Below are 18,988 nucleotides of genomic sequence, written 5' to 3'. Positions count from 1 at the left end.
TGAAAGTTATCTTAAAAGAGTGTATAATAGAATTATAGAAAACGCTTACAAAAGAAAGGGGATTGAATGAATAATCAAGAAGCATTAAGAACCTTTACTACAGGTGAGAACTTTCACCTCCAGCATTATTTAGGAGCGCATAGAGAGGAGAAAAACGGAGAAATAGGCTATACCTTTAGGGTTTGGGCCCCAAATGCACAAGCAGTTCATTTAGTTGGTGATTTTACCGATTGGGTTGAGAATCAGATTCCTATGGTTCGTAATGAAGCAGGTGTTTGGGAAGTCTTTACGAGTCAAGCTCAGGAAGGTCAGATTTATAAATATCATATCACGCGTGCAAATGGTCACCAGATTATGAAGATCGATCCATTGGCAGTTTATTTTGAAGCTAGACCGGGTACAGGAGCAGTTCTGACCAATATCCGTGAAAAGAAATGGAAAGATGGCCTTTGGCTAGCACGTCGCAAACGTCTGGGATTTTTCGAGAGACCAGTTAATATATATGAAGCCCATGCAGGATCTTGGAAGAGAAATCCAGATGGTAGCCCCTATACGTTTTCACAACTGAAAGACGAGTTGATTCCATACTTAGTTGAGATGAACTATACACATATTGAGTTCATGCCTTTAATGGCTCACCCACTTGGATTGAGCTGGGGCTATCAACTTATGGGTTACTTTGCTTTTGAACATTCCTATGGTACACCTGAGGAATTCCAGGAATTCGTTGAAGAGTGTCATATAAATAACATTGGTGTTATCGTAGACTGGGTTCCAGGTCATTTCACCATTAATGATGATGCCTTGGCATATTATGACGGTACACCAACTTTTGAATACCAAGATCACAACAAGGCTCATAACTATGGTTGGGGTGCGCTGAATTTTGACCTCGGGAAAAATGAGGTCCAGTCTTTCCTGATTTCAAGTATTAAATTTTGGATTGATTTTTACCACTTAGATGGTATTCGGGTCGATGCAGTGAGCAATATGCTGTATCTAGATTATGATAATGCTCCTTGGACTCCAAACAAAGATGGTGGAAACCTTAACTACGAGGGTTATTATTTCCTTCAACGGTTGAACACAGTGATCAAGTTAGCTCATCCAGATATCATGATGATTGCAGAAGAAAGTTCATCAGCAACAAAGATTACTGGTATGAAAGAAATGGGCGGCCTTGGATTTGACTATAAATGGAATATGGGCTGGATGAACGACATTCTCCGTTTCTACGAGGAAGATCCGATTTATCGTAAGTATGACTTTAATCTGGTGACTTTCAGCTTTATGTATGTTTTCAATGAAAACTATCTCCTACCTTTTTCACATGATGAAGTGGTTCATGGTAAGAAGAGTATGATGCATAAGATGTGGGGAGATCGCTACAATCAGTTCGCTGGTCTGCGCAACCTCTACACCTATCAAATTTGTCATCCAGGTAAGAAACTCTTGTTCATGGGTAGTGAGTACGGGCAATTCCTAGAGTGGAAGTCTGAGGAGCAGTTGGAATGGTCTAATCTAGAAGATCCGATGAATGCCAAGATGAAGCATTTTACTTCTCAACTCAATCAATTCTATAAAGACCATCGCTGTCTGTGGGAAATTGATACTAGTTATGATGGTATCGAGATTATCGATGCTGATAATAGAGATCAGAGTGTCCTTTCCTTTATTCGTAAGGGCAAGAAAGACGAAATGTTAGTCTGTGTCTTTAACATGGCACCAGTTGAACGTAAGGACTTTACGATTGGTTTACCTGTTGCAGGTATTTACGAAGAAGTTTGGAATACAGAATTAGAAGAATGGGGAGGTGTGTGGAAAGAGCACAATCAAACAGTTCAGACTCAAGAAGGCTTATGGAAAGATTATGAGCAGACTTTGACCTTTACCTTGCCTGCCATGGGAGCAAGCATCTGGAAGATCAAGCGTCGTTTGAAACCAGCTAAGAAAAAAGAATAATGAGCTGTTGATTATAATTTTTTAGATTTTAAAAACGGATGTACTTGTATTGGACTTGAAACACAAGAGAAATGGATTTCCTATTATTTTTATAAAAAGTTTGACTTCCGACCTTCTTTCGATTTTAACGTTCATATGACTTTATAAAGGAGTAGAAAATGAAGAATGAAATGCTAGCTTTGATCCTTGCGGGTGGGCAAGGAACACGTCTCGGAAAACTCACTCAAAGCATTGCCAAACCGGCAGTGCAATTCGGTGGGCGCTACCGTATCATTGACTTTGCTCTTTCCAACTGTGCAAACTCTGGAATCCATAATGTTGGTGTGATTACTCAGTACCAACCTCTTGCTTTGAACAACCATATTGGAAATGGTTCTAGCTGGGGATTGGATGGTATCAATTCAGGTGTCTCTATTTTACAACCTTATTCAGCCAGCGAAGGAAACCGTTGGTTTGAAGGGACTAGTCACGCTATCTACCAAAACATTGACTACATCGACAGTGTTAATCCTGAGTATGTTTTGATTCTTTCTGGTGACCACATCTACAAGATGGACTATGATGATATGCTTCAGTCCCATAAGGATAACAATGCCAGTTTGACAGTAGCTGTCCTAGACGTACCTCTCAAAGAAGCTAGCCGTTTCGGTATCATGAATACAGATGCCAATAACCGTATCGTTGAATTCGAAGAAAAACCTGCGCAACCTAAGTCTACAAAGGCTTCGATGGGGATTTATATTTTTGACTGGAAACGACTTCGCAATATGCTTGTTGCTGCTGAAAAGAGCAATGTGGATATGTCAGACTTTGGGAAGAACGTTATCCCTAACTATCTCGAGTCTGGTGAAAGTGTCTATGCTTATGAATTTAATGGCTACTGGAAAGACGTTGGTACGATTGAGTCACTTTGGGAAGCCAATATGGAGTACATTTCGCCAGAAAATGCTTTGGATAGCCGCAATCGTCAGTGGAAAATTTACTCAAGAAACTTGATCTCACCACCAAACTACTTTGGTGCGCATGCACACGTTGAAGATTCATTGGTCGTAGATGGATGTTTTGTAGATGGAACGGTTAAACGTTCGATTCTTTCAACAGAAGCACAAGTACGTGAAGGTGCTGAGGTCGTTGATTCTGTTATCATGAGTGGGGCTATTATTGGCCATGGAGCAAAGATTATTCGTGCTATTATCGGTGAGGGTGCCATTATTGCTGACGGCGTAGAAATTGACGGAACTGACGAAGTACAAGTAGTAGGATACAATGAAGTAGTGGGGGTAGCAACAGATGAAGATTGATAAATATTCAGCCATTTTAGGAAACACAGTTGGTTTTCATGATATGTCAACGTTAACAGAACACCGTCCGGTAGCTAGCTTGCCTTTCGGTGGGAAATACCGTTTGATTGACTTCCCCCTTTCCAGTCTTGCAAATGCAGGTGTTCGTAGTATCTTTGGTATTTTCCAACAAGATAATATCAGCTCAGTTTTCGACCATATCCGTTCAGGTCGTGAGTGGGGCTTGTCAACCCTTCTAAGTCACTACTATTTGGGAATTTACAACACTCGTGTTGAAAGCAGTACAGTTGGAAAAGAGTATTACCAACAACTTCTTACCTACTTGAGACGTTCAGGTTCAAACCAAACCGTTTCGATTAACTGCGATGTGTTGGTGAATATTGACTTGAATCAAGTCTTCCACCTACACAATACAACAAAAGGTCCGATTACAGTTGTATATAAGAAACTTCCGAAGAAAGACATTTCAGATGTGAATGCTATCTTGGAAATTGATGAAACTGACCATGTTCGTTCGCACAAACTCTTTGATAACAAATCTACGGATGAACTCTTCAACATGTCTACAGATATCTTTGTTGTGGATACTCCTTGGTTGATTGAACGACTTGAAGAAGAGGCTCAGAAAGAATATCCTGAAAAGTTGCGCTATGTTCTTCGCGATTTGGCTGTAAAAGAAGGTGCTTTTGCATACGAATACACAGGCTACTTAGCAAACATTCATTCTGTCCAGTCCTATTATCAAGCAAATATTGATATGCTTGAATCTAAAAAATTCTACTCACTCTTCTCACCAAATCAAAAGATTTATACAAAAGTTAAGAATGAAGAACCAACCTACTATGCGAATACTTCAAAAGTAAGTACTTCTCAGTTTGCTTCTGGTAGTATTATTGAGGGTGAGGTAGTTCAGTCAGTCCTATCTCGTAATATTTATGTTCACAAAGATAGTGTGGTGAAGGACAGCATTTTATTCCCTCGTGTTGTGATTGGGCAAGGTGCCCAGGTTGAATATGCAATCTTGGACAAGGGAGTTGAGGTTGCGGACGGTGTTGTCATTCGAGGCACAGCAGAACATCCAGTTGTAGTTAAGAAGGGTGAAACAGTAACAGAGGACATTTATTCATGAAAATTTTATTTGTAGCGGCAGAAGGAGCACCCTTTTCAAAAACAGGTGGTTTGGGCGATGTCATTGGCGCACTTCCCAAATCACTTGTAAAAGCGGGGCACGAAGTTGCAGTTTTCTTGCCTTATTATGATATGGTAGAAGCTAAGTTCGGTGACCAGATCGAGGATGTTCTCCACTTTGAAGTTAGTGTAGGATGGCGTAGACAGTACTGTGGTATTAAGAAAACGGTTTTGAATGGCGTAACCTTCTACTTCATTGATAATCAATATTATTTCTTCCGTGGTCATGTGTACGGTGATTTTGACGACGGTGAACGCTTTGCCTTTTTCCAACTGGCTGCTCTTGAAGCCATGGAACGCATTGGCTTTATCCCTGACCTTCTCCATGTTCATGATTACCACACAGCCATGATTCCCTTTTTGTTAAAAGAAAAGTACCATTGGATTCAGGCATATCAAGGAATTAAGACTGTCCTAACCATTCATAATTTGGAATTTCAAGGTCAATTTTCTGAAGGGATGTTATGGGATTTGTTCGGTGTTGGCTTTGAACGCTATGCTGATGGCACCCTTCGCTGGAATGATTGCCTTAACTGGATGAAATCAGGTATTCTCTACGCGGATCGTGTCTCAACCGTTTCCCCTAGCTATGCGCATGAGATTATGACCAGTCAATTCGGTTGCGGTTTGGATCAGATTCTGCGCATGGAGTCAGGTAAGGTTTCGGGTATCGTTAATGGAATTGATACGGATCTCTATAATCCAGAGACAGATGCTCTTTTAGACTATCATTTTGATAAGGATGATTTGTCTGGAAAAGCCCAAAACAAAGCAAAATTGCAAGAGAGAGTTGGTCTACCTGTGCGAGCAGATGTTCCTCTAGTTGGGATTGTCTCTCGTTTGACACGCCAAAAAGGTTTTGATGTCGTTGTAGAAAGCTTGCATCGTTTCTTACAAGAGGACGTTCAAATCGTTCTTTTAGGAACAGGTGACCCGGCTTTTGAACATTCCTTCTCTTGGTTTGCACAAGTCTATCCAGACAAGCTATCAGCAAATATCACTTTTGACGTCAAACTTGCTCAAGAAATCTACGCAGCTTGTGATCTCTTCCTCATGCCAAGTCGTTTTGAACCATGTGGTTTGTCTCAAATGATGGCGATGCGCTATGGAACTCTACCATTGGTTCATGAAGTGGGTGGCTTGCGTGATACGGTTCAATCCTTCAATCCGATCGAAGGAACTGGTACTGGATTTAGCTTTGATAATTTAACACCATACTGGCTTAACTGGAGTTTCCAAACAGCCTTGGATGTTTATAAGTACCAGCCGGACGTTTGGAGAAATCTACAAAAACAAGCTATGGAATGCGATTTCTCATGGGATACAGCCTGCAAATCTTACCTGGACTTGTACCATAGTTTAGTCAATTAATAGATAAAATCGTATGATTCTTTCATACGATTTTTGGGCTATTTATACTCTTCGAAAATCAAATTCAAACCGCGTCAACGTCGCCTTGTCGTACTCAAGTACAGCCTACGGCTAGTTTTCTAGTTTGCTCTTTGATTTTCATTGAGTATTAGAGAGGAGAACTGATGTCTCAAGTAAAAGGCCTATGTGTCATGGACGTTGACGGCACCCTGATAGCAGAAGAAGTGATTGATCTTTTAGGAAAAGAAGCAGGTTGCGAAGAAGAAATATCGCAGATTACAAGCCAGGCAATGCGAGGTGAACTGGACTTTGAAACAAGTTTACGAGCGAGGGTAGCTTTGTTAAAAGGTCTTCCGGTTTCGGTCTTTGATACTGTCTTCAAATCCATTCATCTGTCCAAGAATACTCAAGAATTTATCTCCATACTTCAAAAGAAGGGCATCCTAGTCGGTCTAGTGTCTGGTGGATTTGCACCAATAGTTGAGAGATTAGCAGAATCCCTTGGTATCTCCTATTTCTCCGCTAACCAGTTGGAAGTCAAAGACGACTTTTTAACAGGTAAATTAGTTGGTGAAATTGTGACAGGTCAAGTAAAACAAGATACTCTTGAGAAATGGAAAAAAGAACTGAAACTTCCCAAAGAAAGAACGATTGCCATCGGTGATGGTGCCAATGACCTCTTGATGTTAAAGTCAGCAGGACGTGGTGTAGCCTTTTGTGCCAAAGAGGTCGTAAAAGCTGAGATAGCTTGTCATGTAGATACGAGGGATTTTTTGGAAGTTCTACCTTTGATTGATTTCTTAGAATGAGAGGGAACTATGAAAATTGTAATTGCACCCGATTCTTTTAAAGAAAGTTTGACGGCAGAAGAGGTCGCTCAAGCTATAAAAAGAGGATTCCAAAAATCGATAGCAGATGTAGAATGTCTGCTTTGCCCTGTAGGCGATGGTGGGGAAGGAACCGTAGACGCTATTCGACATTCTCTTGAACTAGAAGAAAAATGGTTCCAAGTGACAGGACCTTTTGGCCTAAAAGAATCAATGCGCTATTTTCAAAAAGGTCAAATAGCGCTCTTTGAAGTTGCTGACTTGGTTGGTCTTGGAAAGATTCCGCGGGAGAAACGAAATCCCCTTCACATCCAAACCAGAGGTATCGGAGAGTTGATTCGCCATCTCATTGATCAAGGGATGAAAGAAATCTATATTGGTGTAGGTGGTACGGCTAGTAATGATGGTGGAATAGGCATTGCTACTGGTTTAGGTTATCGTTTTTATGATAAGAATGGAAAAGAATTGCCAGCTTGCGGTCAGACTTTGTTTGAGTTCGAGGCAGTTTCAAATAGCAAGTTGTCTAGGATTCCTGAAGATGTGAAAATCCGAATTTTAGCAGATGTCGTGAGCCCTCTATGTGGTCATCAAGGGGCAACCTATACATTTGGAAAACAAAAGGGCTTGGAACCTGCTTTGTTTGAGACAGTAGATCTGGCTATACAGGAGTTCTATGAAAAATTTTCACAATCAACCCTGTCTCTTAAAGGAGCAGGAGCCGGCGGTGGGATTGCGGCTGGGCTGTGTGCCTTTGCTGAGGCCAGTATCGTATCTGGGATTGACACTTGCTTGGATTTGATTGGCTTTGACAAGAAGGTTGCAGGGGCCGACTTGGTTATCGTTGGAGAAGGTAGACTGGACAGTCAAAGCTTTGTTGGAAAAGCTCCTATCGGTGTAGCAAAAAGAACTCCTGAAGGAGTTCCAGTTATCGCTATTTGCGGTAGTCTTTCTAACGATTTGCCTCCCCTACCATTTGAAAATATAGAAGCTGCCTTTTCCATTTTAGAGAAAAGCGAACCTTTGGAAGACAGTTTGAAAAATGCAAGTCTCTATTTGGAGCACACAGCTACTAATATTGGCCGTTTATTAAATTTGAGGAAGGATTAACCAAACCATTTCTTCCAAATAGATTTTCTAGGGGCCTCTACCTTTTTCTCCTCCCAAAGACTTGAAAATGCAAGTCTAAGGTCCTTTTCGTCTACTTGAACAGGTTCATTTGTATGAATGACAAGACCGAAAGGAGAGGTGATATGATCATCTGAAACAATAGTCGCCTGACAGTTGCTTTCCTTTGCTTGTTTTAAGTAAAAGACCTGTTTGTCAAACTCGATATTTGGTGAAATCTTCACAAAAAGTGCCTCTACCTTTTCTTGAAAACCCTCTAAAATAGAGAAAAATCCATGTTCTAATTCAGGACTATTGGCAGTGCTGACATCCGCGTAGCCAAGAACTCTTTCCTCGAAAGTGCCGAGATAGCGGCGTTGTTCGTCAGGGTTTAATTTCGGCCCACCATGAGCTTTTTCTAGTAGTTGTTTTGATAAATCTGTCATAAAAACAGTATATCACAAAAATCGCAAGAAAACAGACAAAAGAAAGCGATTACTTTATAAAGTTAAGGAAAATTTGCACAAAGATAACGTTTTTTCTTGAAAAACGCTTATTTTTAAGGTATCATAGAGGTGTAAAAAATTTAACTCAAAGGAGAGTAAAAAATGTCAATTATTACTGATGTTTACGCTCGCGAAGTCCTAGACTCACGCGGTAACCCAACACTTGAAGTAGAAGTTTATACTGAATCAGGTGCTTTCGGACGTGGTATGGTTCCATCAGGAGCTTCTACTGGTGAACACGAAGCAGTTGAACTTCGCGACGGTGACAAATCTCGTTACGGTGGTCTTGGTACACAAAAAGCTGTTGACAACGTAAACAACATCATCGCTGAAGCTATCATCGGCTACGATGTACGTGACCAACAAGCTATTGACCGTGCTATGATCGCACTTGACGGTACTCCTAATAAAGGTAAATTGGGTGCAAACGCAATTCTTGGTGTGTCTATCGCTGTAGCTCGTGCTGCTGCTGACTACCTTGAAATCCCACTTTACAGCTACCTTGGTGGATTCAACACTAAAGTTCTTCCAACTCCAATGATGAACATCATCAACGGTGGTTCTCACTCTGACGCTCCAATCGCTTTCCAAGAATTCATGATCGTACCTGCTGGTGCACCATCATTCAAAGAAGCTCTTCGTTGGGGTGCTGAAATCTTCCACGCACTTAAGAAAATCCTTAAATCACGTGGTTTGGAAACTGCCGTAGGTGACGAAGGTGGATTCGCTCCTCGTTTCGAAGGAACTGAAGACGGTGTTGAAACTATCCTTGCTGCGATCGAAGCTGCTGGATATGTTCCTGGTAAAGACGTATTTATCGGATTTGACTGTGCTTCATCAGAATTCTACGATAAAGAACGTAAAGTTTACGACTACACTAAATTCGAAGGTGAAGGCGCTGCTGTACGTACTGCTGCAGAACAAATCGACTACCTTGAAGAATTGGTAAACAAATACCCAATCATCACTATCGAAGATGGTATGGACGAAAACGACTGGGACGGTTGGAAAGCTCTTACTGAACGTCTTGGTGGTAAAGTTCAATTGGTTGGTGACGACTTCTTCGTAACAAACACTTCTTACCTTGAAAAAGGTATTGCAGAAGGTGCTGCTAACTCAATCCTTATCAAAGTTAACCAAATCGGTACTCTTACTGAAACATTCGACGCTATCGAAATGGCGAAAGAAGCTGGTTACACTGCCGTTGTATCACACCGTTCAGGTGAAACTGAAGATTCAACAATCGCTGATATCGCAGTTGCAACAAACGCAGGACAAATCAAGACTGGTTCACTTTCACGTACAGACCGTATCGCTAAATACAACCAATTGCTTCGTATCGAAGACCAACTTGGTGAAGTAGCTGAATACCGTGGATTGAAATCATTCTACAACCTTAAAAAATAATCTAGTTCAGTGAACAAGGTTTGAAGCCCCTCGGATTTTTTCCGAAGGGCTTTTTCTTTATTCGAGGGGCATAAAAGGGACAGTGTTTATGGTATAATAGACAAAAACACTTGTATTAGGAAGAAATTATGTCTAAAGAGATTGATATTGAGTATTACCACCAACTAGCACTGCAAAAGCAGAAGGAGCATCGTAAAGTGTTAGCTAATCTAAAGAAAAAGCCACCAAAGAATCTAGATAAGATTGCGCAGCAGATTCACCAAGAAGTCTTTGCTGAGATTGATTGTACTGCCTGTGCCAACTGTTGCAAGACTTTGGGACCAGACTTTAAAGAGGCAGACATCACCCGTATTGCCAAGTACTTTAAGATGAAATTACCAGCTTTTGAAGCGGAATTTCTGCAGGTGGATGAAGATGGAGATAAGGTTTTCAAATCCATGCCTTGCCCCTTTCTAGGAGGAGATAATCTCTGCTCTATCTATGATGTTCGTCCCAAGGCCTGTCGTGAGTTCCCCCATACAGACCGGAAAAAGATCCATCAAATTAATCATTTGACGATTAAGAATACCTTGACCTGCCCAGCAGCCTATCTCTTTGTTGAGAAATTAAAAGATAAGTTATAGATTTTACACCTTTAAATCTTGTACAAAAATTCTGGGGCGGAAGTATCTTATATCTGTTAGACTATAGTTAGAATTGAACACGGCCTAAAAGCTGTGTGAAAAAGATGAAATTTTTTCGGAGCAGGAGCCCCTCCGTCAATTTTCCAATTTTCACTTTGCTTTTAACGGTCTTAGTATCTTTTGTGAGGTGAAAAAGAATATGATGCATCAATTCAATCAAACCATGGATTATTTGGAGCAGCAGCTGACTAGAGAAGTGGATATGAAAAAATTTCAGCAGCTATCTGGCTATTCTTATCCTCTCTTTAGCAGGCTCTTTTCCATCCTAGCAGATATGACTTTAGCAGAATATTTGCGCAATCGCAGGCTGTCAGAAGCTGTGACAGACTTGCGGGAAGGCTCTGAGAAGGTCATTGACATAGCGCTAAAATACGGCTATGAGTCTGCGGATGCCTTTAGCGCAGCCTTTAAGAAATTCCATGGTGCGACCCCCTCAGATGTTCGAAATGGAAAACCTTATCGGGTCTTTCCTAGACTTCAATTATCCTTAAAGATTACAGGAGGAAAGAACATGGATATCAAGATTCAAAAGAAGCCTGCATTTACCGTTGCAGGTGTCCTATTGGAAGCTATTGACAATAGCAAATGCCCGTCTGCTTGGGAGAATCTCTATAACAATCACAGCTTGGAAAGTCTAGAGAGTCTAGGCAGTGGCCAATCCTTCGGCATCTGTTCGGATGTCAAAGAAGGTGAAATCATCAACTATATGGCTGCTTATGATGTGACGGATAAAGCTAAAGCAGAAGAATTGGGTTTGTCAATCAAAGACATCTCTGAAGCTGAATATGCTATCGTACCAGTCAAAGGCCCTATACCAGCAAGCATTCACCATGCTTGGAAATATGTCTTGGAAGTCTTTTTCCCAGAAACTGGCTATCGCCACTCAGGAGCACCAGATTTTGAAGTTTACACCGAGGGTGACATGTCCTCACCAGACTATCAAATGGAACTCTGGATTCCAGTGATCAAGGACTAGAGCATTTTCTGATTTTTTTAAAGATGCAAATCGAACTCTGTAGAAGATAGCTTTTACAGAGTTTTTCTTTCTTTGATTGCACGAATTTATGAGAAGAACAATAAATTTGATTTTACTTAAATTTAAGTATAAGGAATTTTTAAGCATTTACTTGTATACTTTTCCAATCATCAAAGAAAGAGGTGTAAATATGAACTATCTAGTTATTCCAGCTTACGAACCTGACTACAATCTCATCAAATTGATTGAAAAGATTCACAATAAGAGCGATTTTTACATCATTGTCATTGATGATGGAAGTTCGGCAGAATGCCAAGACATTTTTGCTCGAGCGAAGGATTTTGCGACGGTGCTTCACCACCAGGTCAATCAAGGAAAAGGTCAAGCTCTGAAAACAGCTTTTGAGCACATTCAGTCTCTCAATAAGCCAGGGACTGTGGTTACAGCAGATGCAGACGGCCAGCATAGGATCTGGGACATCTTTCGTAGTTTGACTAAATCAAATGAAAATCCTAATACACTTGTCCTTGGTGTCCGTGCCTTTACTGGCAAGGTTCCCTTGCGTAGTCGCTTTGGAAATAGCTTGACTCGTATCTTGTTTAAACTGCAAACAGGTGTCGCTGTATCCGACACACAGACAGGATTACGTGCCTTTTCAACGGATATGATCCCTTTTATGCTCAAGGTAGAAGGACAACGGTATGAATACGAGATGAACATGCTCCTTGAAGCAAGTCAAGCCTACCCAATCTTAGAAGTTCCGATTGAAACAGTCTATATCAACGACAATGAGGCTTCTCACTTCCGGCCTATTCGGGATGGCTTGATGATTTATAAAAATATTTTAAAGTTTGCGCTCTCGTCTTTTAGTAGTTTTATCGTAGATTATGTGGTCTACGCTCTCTCTATTCTATGCTTGAGCTTTATTCCGACAGGTTTTCGTGTTCTCCTCTCAAATGGTTTGGCACGTGTGACTAGCTCTATCTTTAACTTTTCCACCAACAAAAAATTGGTCTTTAAGAACAAGGCGAGCAGTTTTAAAACAGGATCAGGTTATTTTGGATTAGCAGTTGGTCTCTTTATCTTAGACACCATCCTGATTCGTCTCTTTAATTCAGGTCTTGGAGTCAATTTGCTGATTGCGAAAATTCTTGTCGGAATCATGCTCTTTATTCTCTCTTGGACAGTTCAAACTCGCTTTATTTTCAAAGAAAGGACCTGTAGCCCATTATGAAAGTTTTAAAGAAACCCTATCTATACGCCTCGGTCTTGGGCTTGCTCCTGACAAGCTCCTTTACCTATTCGATGTTGAAGACCTTTGTACTAGCTGAAACGATTTCCACTGTCTCTAATACCAGCTCAACTTCTAACACCGCAGCAGCAAGTCAGGCAGCAAAAAATGCTCAAGTGACGGATACTAGCTATTCAGATGGAAATATCAGTGTCACCCTCACTGAAAAGACTGTCAATGAAACGCAGGTCTATGTGGCAGATATAACCCTTAGTTCATCGGATTATCTCAAAACAGCTCTAGCTCAAAACTCCTATGGAACGAATGTCACAGCTAAAACCTCTGTAACAGCCGCTGAAAACAATGCTATTCTAGCTGTCAACGGTGACTACTATGGAGCTAATAGCTCTGGTTATGTTATCCGTAATGGAGTTGTCTATCGTGACAGTGTCCGTGAAGACGCTAGTAACGGTGACCTTGCCATTTACAAGGACGGCTCCTTTAAAATCATCTACGAGGACCAAGTTTCAGCCAATCAGTTGGTTCAGGACGGTGTCGTCAATCTACTGGCATTTGGTCCGTCTCTAGTTGAGAATGGAGAAATATCTGTTGATACCAATACAGAAGTCGGTCAGGCCATGTCATCGAATCCTCGTACAGCTATCGGGATTATCGATGAAAACCACTACATCATCATCGTTTCGGATGGTCGTACCTCTGAAAGCAAGGGCTTGTCTCTTTACCAGATGGCAGAAGTGATGAAATCTTACGGAGTGAAGACAGCCTATAACCTTGATGGTGGTGGATCCTCAACTCTCTACTTTAACGGTCAGGTAATCAATAAACCGACTACAGGTGGAAGTAAGATATCAGAAAGGGCGGTGAGTGATATTGTCTACATCGGTTACTAAAATCAAAAACAAACGCCTCAAAAAGACACTCGTTAGCTATAGTCTTCTCACTATTTTCTTCTTTGCATTTAGCCGTATCTATGAGTCCCTTAGTTTTGGGGAGACGTCGCTTCATATGCACTATCTCTTTGCAGTTCCTCTACTAGGAGGCATCGTTCTGGCATTGTTGTTGAAAATCATGCCAAACCTAGGACGAATCAGCCTAAACTTGTGGAACTCGGCAGTTGCAGTCCTAACAACTGGAATGCTCTTTCGAGGAATTGTCAATCTATCAGGTCGTTCAACGACCCTAGATCAACCTTACTGGTATGTCGGCCTAGCCTTTGGTATTTTGGCTATTGCCTCGCTTTTCTTTCATAAGAAAAACAGTTAAAAATTAGCTTAAAAATTAAAAACTGGTTGCTGAGAGAAACAGCCAGTTTTCTTATTGAAGTTCATGACTATAGATCACAAATACCCATATTTTTTGTTTGGATTTTATGGGGCATGCGAATAGTTTTCTCGGTATAATAGTCCCATAGAAGATAAGGAGGCAAGAATATGCAGATGTATTTTGGAGATGTGTCACTTTGCTATAGTTATTCATTGGCAATGGCACTGGATGGCTATGGTTATGACTATAAAGCAGAGTTTTTAGAGGCAATCATGGCGATGGGAAATGGCGCTAGTATCGTAAAGGAAGATGACCAGCACCCTCTAGTATTTTTTGATAATGGAATGCCAGATCTTTCTATCTCTCATTCTTTAAAAATACTTGGATTTGACTATGAGGATTTCTATCTAAAAGATGGAACTGAAGTAGATTTGGAAGAGATTAAAGGAAAGTTAGAAACCTTTCTGTCCAATGGACCTGTCGTACTGGGACCTCTTGATATGGGCCATCTGACCTACAATCCTAATCACACAATCCTTTATGGTGTGGATCACTTCGTAACCGTGTATGGCATTGATCATCAGCACCTCTATTTGCATGATCCAGCTGGTTTTGCCTGCATGAAGGTTGCTTTTAATGACATATTAGAAGCCTGGAAGGCAGAGACTATTGACTATAAGCGTGGATCTTACTCCATGTGGGGAAATTTTAAGAAGGTCAAGAGTCCGAGTCAGACTGAAATCTATCAGGAAACGGCAAGGATTATGAAGAATCGATATTTGAATGGCCAAAACGGTGTTTTGGAATGCTATGCAAAAGCAGTTGCTGAAAACGGCTTAAATACTGAGCAAAAACAATTGCATCAGTATTTCAGCTTTAAACTTGCGGCTGTTCGAAATCTCTATCTCAGTAAATTCTTAAAGGCGTATGATCCAGAAGGGGCAAGATTAAAAGAGGAATTGGCATCTCTATTTGGCCAAGCTCATCTTTCATGTTTAAAAGAAGATTACCAAGAACTATCCCGCTTGCTCTGTCAGATAGCAGAAGTAGATGGTCTCTTTAAAGATTTATATATAAAGTAGTGACTATAAGCATAAAAAAATAGTTCGTAGAAGCAGTTTTTCTTAAAATGAAGAACTGCTTTTTGATTATGGTATAATGAAGTAAGAAAACACCTTAAACTACTAGAAAATGAAGGGAGAAATCCTGTGACTAGACCAAAAACCAAAGAGGAGCTAGTGTTAGCCTCTAAGGAAAACTATGAAAAACTTAATCTCCTAATTTCTCACCTAAGTGAAGAGGAGCTACAGACTCCTTTTGATTTTTCAAAAGACCAAAAGAAAAAAGAAGCTCACTGGAAAAGAGATAAAAATCTACGGGATGTCCTGATCCATCTCTATGAATGGCATCAGCTGCTTTTGATCTGGGTACATTCCAATCAAAAGGGTCTTGAAAGACCTTTTCTCCCTGAACCTTATAATTGGAAAACCTATGGAGAAATGAATGACGCATTTTGGAAGAAGCACCAGAAAACGACATTAGAAGAATCAACTAGACTCTTGGCGCAATCGCATAGAGAGGTTTTAGAGTTGATGGAAGGCTTTAGCAATGACCAACTCTTTACCAAAGGTATCTATAAGTGGACAGGAGGGACAAGTCTAGGTTCCTACTTTGTTAGTAGCACCTCCAGCCACTATGACTGGGCTATCAAAAAACTTAAAGCTCATCAGAAAAATTGTAAGACTAGCTAGTTGAAGTGCTATTGAAATTCACCAAAGGTTATTCTAAGCTTCGAATAACTTCATTCTCGTGATTTTTGAGTTCTTCTAGCTTTAGAATCCTTCAAAAATTAAAATTTAAGGCTATCATAGACTTAGAATAGTACTAAAACATTTATTTTAATGTAATTTTAAAGTTAGAATTACATGGATATCTATGAAGTTAGGGTATTCGATAGATAGGATTGTTCTATTCTGAAAGATTTAGGCTGTCAATTGTATAGGATAGTATTATTTTATGTTAGATTCCAGTAAAAATAATTTGATAGATAATATTAAAGAAAAATCATAATTTTGTTTAATATGGTATAATATTTCTAATAATTTAAACATAATGAGGTAGTAATTTATGGATGAAGTTTTATTTTTTGACGAAAATGACTTCGATATTCTTGATATTGACGGTTATGAACTAAAACCCTCAGCGTTTTTTAATAAGTTACCAGAAATAGCCCAACCATTAGTCAAAAATGCAAGTAAAATCTTGTCTGAAGTAGAAAAAATGTTATATTCTGCTCCAGCCTTTATCAATGTTGTCCAATCTAGTATACCTGAAGAGGTTTTTCAGGCAATTCTTTCTTCAGAACAACGGGAAGCAATTGCTCAAGGTGTGTTAAAATTAATGACCAAGAAAGATGGCTCTCTCTTGGCGGTATTAGTAAATACTAATACTAATAAAGTCATTGGAAATGTACCATTGAAGTCTGTTAAATTGACACCAGAATTAAATAAAGCGTTAGCTGATTATTCATCGCAAATTCAAATGGCACAGATTGCAGAAGAGATTCAAAATGTACAATTTGCTATTGAGGACGTTAGAAAAGGACAGGAGTCAGATAGACTTGCAATAGCCTATAGTTGTCAACAGAAACTTTTGCAGGCTAGAGAGATATCAAATCCAAACATTAGAACAATGATGTTACTGCAAGTTATTTCAGATGCAGAAGATAGTCGAAATCTCTTAATGCTTAGTCAAAAATCAAATGTAAATTTTATCAAAGAACAACCAGATTCTACTTGGGGTAAGTTATTCAAAGGTGATAAACCAGATAAAATTGAAGCTCGTATGAATGAGATTAGAGATGGATTAGCAGCCGTAAATATCGTTTCACTTTCAGCGGCAATAGCTTATAATGAGTTGGGCGAGAAACTGGCTGCTCAAAAAAGTTTGGATTACTTTGGGAAATTTATTAACGAAACTTATCTCAGTTCTCAAGAATTAGTAGAGAGACTTGATTTACTTGATCCTTCTCCTACAAATTACTGGACGAAAGAATTGCCAAAAATTGAAACTTCTATAATGAAATTGCCAAATAAACTAGATTCTATTGAGACAGAGGTGTTAGAATGAACGAAATAAAAAGATGTAAAACATGTACTAGGGATTTACCATCAAGTTATAAACACAATAAGTGTGAATCGTGTAGAAACAAAAAAATAGATGGAGCAAAAAGGATACTTAAAGTTGTTGAACGAGTTGGAGGTGTTGTTGCTCCAGTTGTAGTCGGTATGTTGTTGAATAAAACTAAGAATAAGAAGAAATAACCTAATCTATTGATTACCTAGAAAGGAAAACTTCAAATTGCCCTACAAATTTTTACTCTTTGACCTTGACCACACCTTGCTTGATTTTGATGCTGCTGAGGATGTAGCTTTGACACAACTTCTAAAAGAAGAAGGAGTTGCGGATATTCAAGCCTACAAAGACTATTACGTTCCCATGAACAAGGATCTCTGGAAGGATTTGGAGCAAAAGAAAATCAGCAAACAAGAACTGGTTAACACGCGCTTTTCTCGTTTATTTGCCCATTTCGAACAGGAAAAAGACGGTAGGTTACTTGCCCAGCGTTATCAATTTTACTTAGCTCAGCAGGGACAAACTCTTTCGGGCGCTCATGAACTCTTGGACAGCCTCATCGAGAGAGATTATGAGCTATACGCTGCGACAAATGGCATCACTGCCATTCAGACGGGACGTTTGGATCAATCTGGTCTGGCACCTTATTTCAATCAAGTTTTTATCTCCGAGCAGTTACAAACACAAAAACCTGATGCACTATTCTATGAAAAAATCGGTCAGCAGATTGCTGGATTTAGTAAAGAAAAGACGCTGATGATTGGAGATTCTCTAACCGCTGACATTCAAGGTGGCAATAATGCTGGCATAGATACTATCTGGTACAACCCTCATCACCTCGAAAATCACACACAAGCCCAGCCGACTTATGAAGTTCATTCTTACCAAGACTTGCTGGATTGTTTGGATGCTATGTAGTGCTTTTCCTCAGAGGGGATGATGTGGAAACTAAAGTCATTGAAGAGATTGACAATTTACTAAACCTCATCGAGAAGTATCAGTTAAAAGGTGTGGTTGCTCAAGTAAATTCGTTAAAAGAGTTAAAGTATATCATAAGCAATCATATAGAGTTAAGTACTCGAGAGAAGATGAATATCCACTATTCACTCTTTCTTCCTAGGGGTGGCTTATCTGAACTCTACTATATGGGCGCTAATTTTGAACGGATGAAGTCTGTAAATAATCAACTTTCCTATGCTATTGATACGATCGAAAAGTTTCTAATGGCTGATTGATACTGAGAATACTAATGTCAAATAATAGGATCAATAAGAGTATATATTAGAACTGTAAAAAGTGGTTTCAATAGCCACTTTTTGCTATAATAGAGGCAGTAAAAATGAAGGAGCAGGCTTTATGCAACACTCATCTTGGCATGCTTTGATTAAGGAGCAATTACCTGAGGGTTATTTTGGGAAAATCAATCAATTTATGAATCAAGTCTATGCTCAGGGAACTGTATACCCACCTAAGGAAAAAGTTTTTCAGGCTCTATTGACAACACCTCTAGAGGAGGTTAAGGTGGTGATTCTGGGTCAGGATCCTTATCACGGACCAGGTCAGGCGCAGGGCTTGAGTTTTTCGGTTCCAGATGCTATTCCAGCCCCGCCATCCTTGCAAAATATCTTGAAAGAATTAGGAGATGATGTTGGCGTTAAGGAATCCCATGATTTGACAGCTTGGGCTGAGCAAGGAGTCTTGCTTCTTAATGCTTGTTTGACGGTTCCTGCTGGCCAGGCCAATGGTCATGCGGGTCAAATATGGGAGCCTTTTACGGATGCTGTGATTGAGGTTGTCAATAATCTAGACAGACCTGTAGTTTTTGTACTCTGGGGAGCCTATGCACACAAGAAGAAGGCCCTGGTTACCAATCCTTACCACTTAATCATCGAATCAGCCCATCCCAGTCCTTTATCTGTTTACAGAGGATTTTGGGGTTCCAAGCCTTTTTCTAAGGCCAATGCATTCTTAAGAGAGACAGGACAAGAGCCAATCGATTGGCTTAGATAAGGA

Annotated in this window: 20 protein-coding genes; 19 read left to right on the top strand and 1 reads right to left on the bottom strand. The window is 40.0% G+C overall.

Translation table 11 applies throughout. From position 1 onward, the window contains the following. The first annotated feature begins 66 nt into the window (after positions 1-66). From glgB to D8863_RS02710, 6 genes are all read left to right on the top strand, one after another. Positions 67-1,962, top strand: a complete 1,896-nt coding sequence (glgB, locus tag D8863_RS02735; RefSeq protein WP_125441004.1) for a 1,4-alpha-glucan branching protein GlgB — start codon at positions 67-69, stop codon at positions 1,960-1,962. Positions 1,963-2,120: 158 nt separating this feature from the next. Then, on the top strand, positions 2,121-3,263 hold the full coding sequence (locus D8863_RS02730) for a glucose-1-phosphate adenylyltransferase (RefSeq protein ID WP_125421855.1): 1,143 nt from the start codon (positions 2,121-2,123) through the stop codon (positions 3,261-3,263). Continuing rightward, on the top strand, positions 3,253-4,392 hold the full coding sequence (glgD, locus tag D8863_RS02725; RefSeq protein WP_000687052.1) for a glucose-1-phosphate adenylyltransferase subunit GlgD: 1,140 nt from the start codon (positions 3,253-3,255) through the stop codon (positions 4,390-4,392). The genes D8863_RS02730 and glgD overlap by 11 nt, the downstream gene beginning before the upstream one ends. Next, on the top strand, positions 4,389-5,822 hold the full coding sequence (glgA, locus tag D8863_RS02720) for a glycogen synthase GlgA (protein ID WP_125441003.1): 1,434 nt from the start codon (positions 4,389-4,391) through the stop codon (positions 5,820-5,822). Before glgD ends, glgA begins: the two co-directional genes overlap by 4 nt. A gap of 164 nt (positions 5,823-5,986) precedes the next feature. Next, complete coding sequence (gene serB, locus D8863_RS02715) at positions 5,987-6,631, top strand: phosphoserine phosphatase SerB (RefSeq protein WP_125441002.1); 645 nt, start codon at positions 5,987-5,989, stop codon at positions 6,629-6,631. Positions 6,632-6,640: 9 nt separating this feature from the next. Then, entirely contained in the window at positions 6,641-7,756 is a 1,116-nt protein-coding gene (locus tag D8863_RS02710; RefSeq protein ID WP_125441001.1) for a glycerate kinase, read from the top strand. Here the strand turns inward: D8863_RS02710 and D8863_RS02705 are convergent. Then, positions 7,753-8,199, bottom strand: coding sequence for a DUF1694 domain-containing protein (locus tag D8863_RS02705; RefSeq protein ID WP_125441000.1), 447 nt, complete (start codon positions 8,197-8,199; stop codon positions 7,753-7,755). The two genes, D8863_RS02710 and D8863_RS02705, sit on opposite strands and share 4 nt — an antisense overlap. Positions 8,200-8,361: 162 nt before the next feature. On the opposite strand from D8863_RS02705, the gene eno reads away from it, so the two are divergent. The 13 genes from eno to D8863_RS02640 all read left to right on the top strand — a co-directional run bounded on the left by eno (position 8,362) and on the right by D8863_RS02640 (position 18,985). Beyond that, the gene (eno, locus tag D8863_RS02700) at positions 8,362-9,666 is read left to right on the top strand and encodes a surface-displayed alpha-enolase (protein WP_000022821.1); all 1,305 of its coding nucleotides are present in this window, start codon (positions 8,362-8,364) and stop codon (positions 9,664-9,666) included. Between the two features lie 128 nt (positions 9,667-9,794). After that, the gene (locus tag D8863_RS02695; RefSeq protein ID WP_000031476.1) at positions 9,795-10,289 is read left to right on the top strand and encodes a YkgJ family cysteine cluster protein; all 495 of its coding nucleotides are present in this window, start codon (positions 9,795-9,797) and stop codon (positions 10,287-10,289) included. A gap of 199 nt (positions 10,290-10,488) precedes the next feature. Continuing rightward, positions 10,489-11,325: an AraC family transcriptional regulator gene (locus tag D8863_RS02690; RefSeq protein WP_185761438.1), complete on the top strand. Its 837-nt coding sequence runs from the start codon at positions 10,489-10,491 to the stop codon at positions 11,323-11,325. A 190-nt stretch (positions 11,326-11,515) separates the two neighbouring features. Next, the gene (locus D8863_RS02685; protein ID WP_125440998.1) at positions 11,516-12,559 is read left to right on the top strand and encodes a bifunctional glycosyltransferase family 2/GtrA family protein; all 1,044 of its coding nucleotides are present in this window, start codon (positions 11,516-11,518) and stop codon (positions 12,557-12,559) included. Beyond that, a complete protein-coding gene (locus D8863_RS02680) occupies positions 12,556-13,467 on the top strand; it encodes a phosphodiester glycosidase family protein (RefSeq protein WP_125440997.1) in 912 nt (303 codons plus the stop codon). Before D8863_RS02685 ends, D8863_RS02680 begins: the two co-directional genes overlap by 4 nt. Further along, positions 13,442-13,840, top strand: coding sequence for a hypothetical protein (locus tag D8863_RS02675; RefSeq protein ID WP_002893287.1), 399 nt, complete (start codon positions 13,442-13,444; stop codon positions 13,838-13,840). The genes D8863_RS02680 and D8863_RS02675 overlap by 26 nt, the downstream gene beginning before the upstream one ends. A 167-nt stretch (positions 13,841-14,007) precedes the next feature. Continuing rightward, complete coding sequence (locus D8863_RS02670; protein ID WP_125440996.1) at positions 14,008-14,922, top strand: YobF C-terminal domain-containing protein; 915 nt, start codon at positions 14,008-14,010, stop codon at positions 14,920-14,922. 126 nt (positions 14,923-15,048) lie between these two features. After that, positions 15,049-15,591: a ClbS/DfsB family four-helix bundle protein gene (locus tag D8863_RS02665; RefSeq protein WP_044020757.1), complete on the top strand. Its 543-nt coding sequence runs from the start codon at positions 15,049-15,051 to the stop codon at positions 15,589-15,591. Positions 15,592-15,967: 376 nt separating this feature from the next. Next, positions 15,968-16,969, top strand: a complete 1,002-nt coding sequence (locus D8863_RS02660) for a hypothetical protein (RefSeq protein WP_125440995.1) — start codon at positions 15,968-15,970, stop codon at positions 16,967-16,969. Further along, positions 16,966-17,163, top strand: a complete 198-nt coding sequence (locus tag D8863_RS02655) for a hypothetical protein (protein WP_125440994.1) — start codon at positions 16,966-16,968, stop codon at positions 17,161-17,163. Before D8863_RS02660 ends, D8863_RS02655 begins: the two co-directional genes overlap by 4 nt. Positions 17,164-17,200: 37 nt before the next feature. Further along, the gene (pynA, locus tag D8863_RS02650; RefSeq protein WP_125440993.1) at positions 17,201-17,893 is read left to right on the top strand and encodes a pyrimidine 5'-nucleotidase PynA; all 693 of its coding nucleotides are present in this window, start codon (positions 17,201-17,203) and stop codon (positions 17,891-17,893) included. A gap of 23 nt (positions 17,894-17,916) precedes the next feature. Further along, positions 17,917-18,210: a hypothetical protein gene (locus D8863_RS02645; protein ID WP_185761437.1), complete on the top strand. Its 294-nt coding sequence runs from the start codon at positions 17,917-17,919 to the stop codon at positions 18,208-18,210. Positions 18,211-18,331: 121 nt separating this feature from the next. After that, positions 18,332-18,985, top strand: coding sequence for a uracil-DNA glycosylase (locus D8863_RS02640; protein ID WP_125440992.1), 654 nt, complete (start codon positions 18,332-18,334; stop codon positions 18,983-18,985). Positions 18,986-18,988: the final 3 nt, after the last annotated feature.

This window comes from Streptococcus oralis (genome assembly GCF_003943825.1).
Classification (GTDB): Bacteria; Bacillota; Bacilli; order Lactobacillales; family Streptococcaceae; genus Streptococcus; species Streptococcus oralis_CD.
This window is presented reverse-complemented; position numbering and strand designations above follow the sequence as displayed.

What these genes read in the sequence shown, in the direction of transcription:
- glgB (WP_125441004.1), top strand. Translation starts at nt 67, where the DNA reads ATGAATAATCAAGAAGCATTAAGAACCTTTACTACAGGTGAGAACTTT.
- D8863_RS02730 (WP_125421855.1), top strand. Translation starts at nt 2,121, where the DNA reads ATGAAGAATGAAATGCTAGCTTTGATCCTTGCGGGTGGGCAAGGAACA.
- glgD (WP_000687052.1), top strand. Translation starts at nt 3,253, where the DNA reads ATGAAGATTGATAAATATTCAGCCATTTTAGGAAACACAGTTGGTTTT.
- glgA (WP_125441003.1), top strand. Translation starts at nt 4,389, where the DNA reads ATGAAAATTTTATTTGTAGCGGCAGAAGGAGCACCCTTTTCAAAAACA.
- serB (WP_125441002.1), top strand. Translation starts at nt 5,987, where the DNA reads ATGTCTCAAGTAAAAGGCCTATGTGTCATGGACGTTGACGGCACCCTG.
- D8863_RS02710 (WP_125441001.1), top strand. Translation starts at nt 6,641, where the DNA reads ATGAAAATTGTAATTGCACCCGATTCTTTTAAAGAAAGTTTGACGGCA.
- D8863_RS02705 (WP_125441000.1), bottom strand. Translation starts at nt 8,199, where the DNA reads ATGACAGATTTATCAAAACAACTACTAGAAAAAGCTCATGGTGGGCCG.
- eno (WP_000022821.1), top strand. Translation starts at nt 8,362, where the DNA reads ATGTCAATTATTACTGATGTTTACGCTCGCGAAGTCCTAGACTCACGC.
- D8863_RS02695 (WP_000031476.1), top strand. Translation starts at nt 9,795, where the DNA reads ATGTCTAAAGAGATTGATATTGAGTATTACCACCAACTAGCACTGCAA.
- D8863_RS02690 (WP_185761438.1), top strand. Translation starts at nt 10,489, where the DNA reads ATGATGCATCAATTCAATCAAACCATGGATTATTTGGAGCAGCAGCTG.
- D8863_RS02685 (WP_125440998.1), top strand. Translation starts at nt 11,516, where the DNA reads ATGAACTATCTAGTTATTCCAGCTTACGAACCTGACTACAATCTCATC.
- D8863_RS02680 (WP_125440997.1), top strand. Translation starts at nt 12,556, where the DNA reads ATGAAAGTTTTAAAGAAACCCTATCTATACGCCTCGGTCTTGGGCTTG.
- D8863_RS02670 (WP_125440996.1), top strand. Translation starts at nt 14,008, where the DNA reads ATGCAGATGTATTTTGGAGATGTGTCACTTTGCTATAGTTATTCATTG.
- D8863_RS02660 (WP_125440995.1), top strand. Translation starts at nt 15,968, where the DNA reads ATGGATGAAGTTTTATTTTTTGACGAAAATGACTTCGATATTCTTGAT.
- D8863_RS02655 (WP_125440994.1), top strand. Translation starts at nt 16,966, where the DNA reads ATGAACGAAATAAAAAGATGTAAAACATGTACTAGGGATTTACCATCA.
- D8863_RS02640 (WP_125440992.1), top strand. Translation starts at nt 18,332, where the DNA reads ATGCAACACTCATCTTGGCATGCTTTGATTAAGGAGCAATTACCTGAG.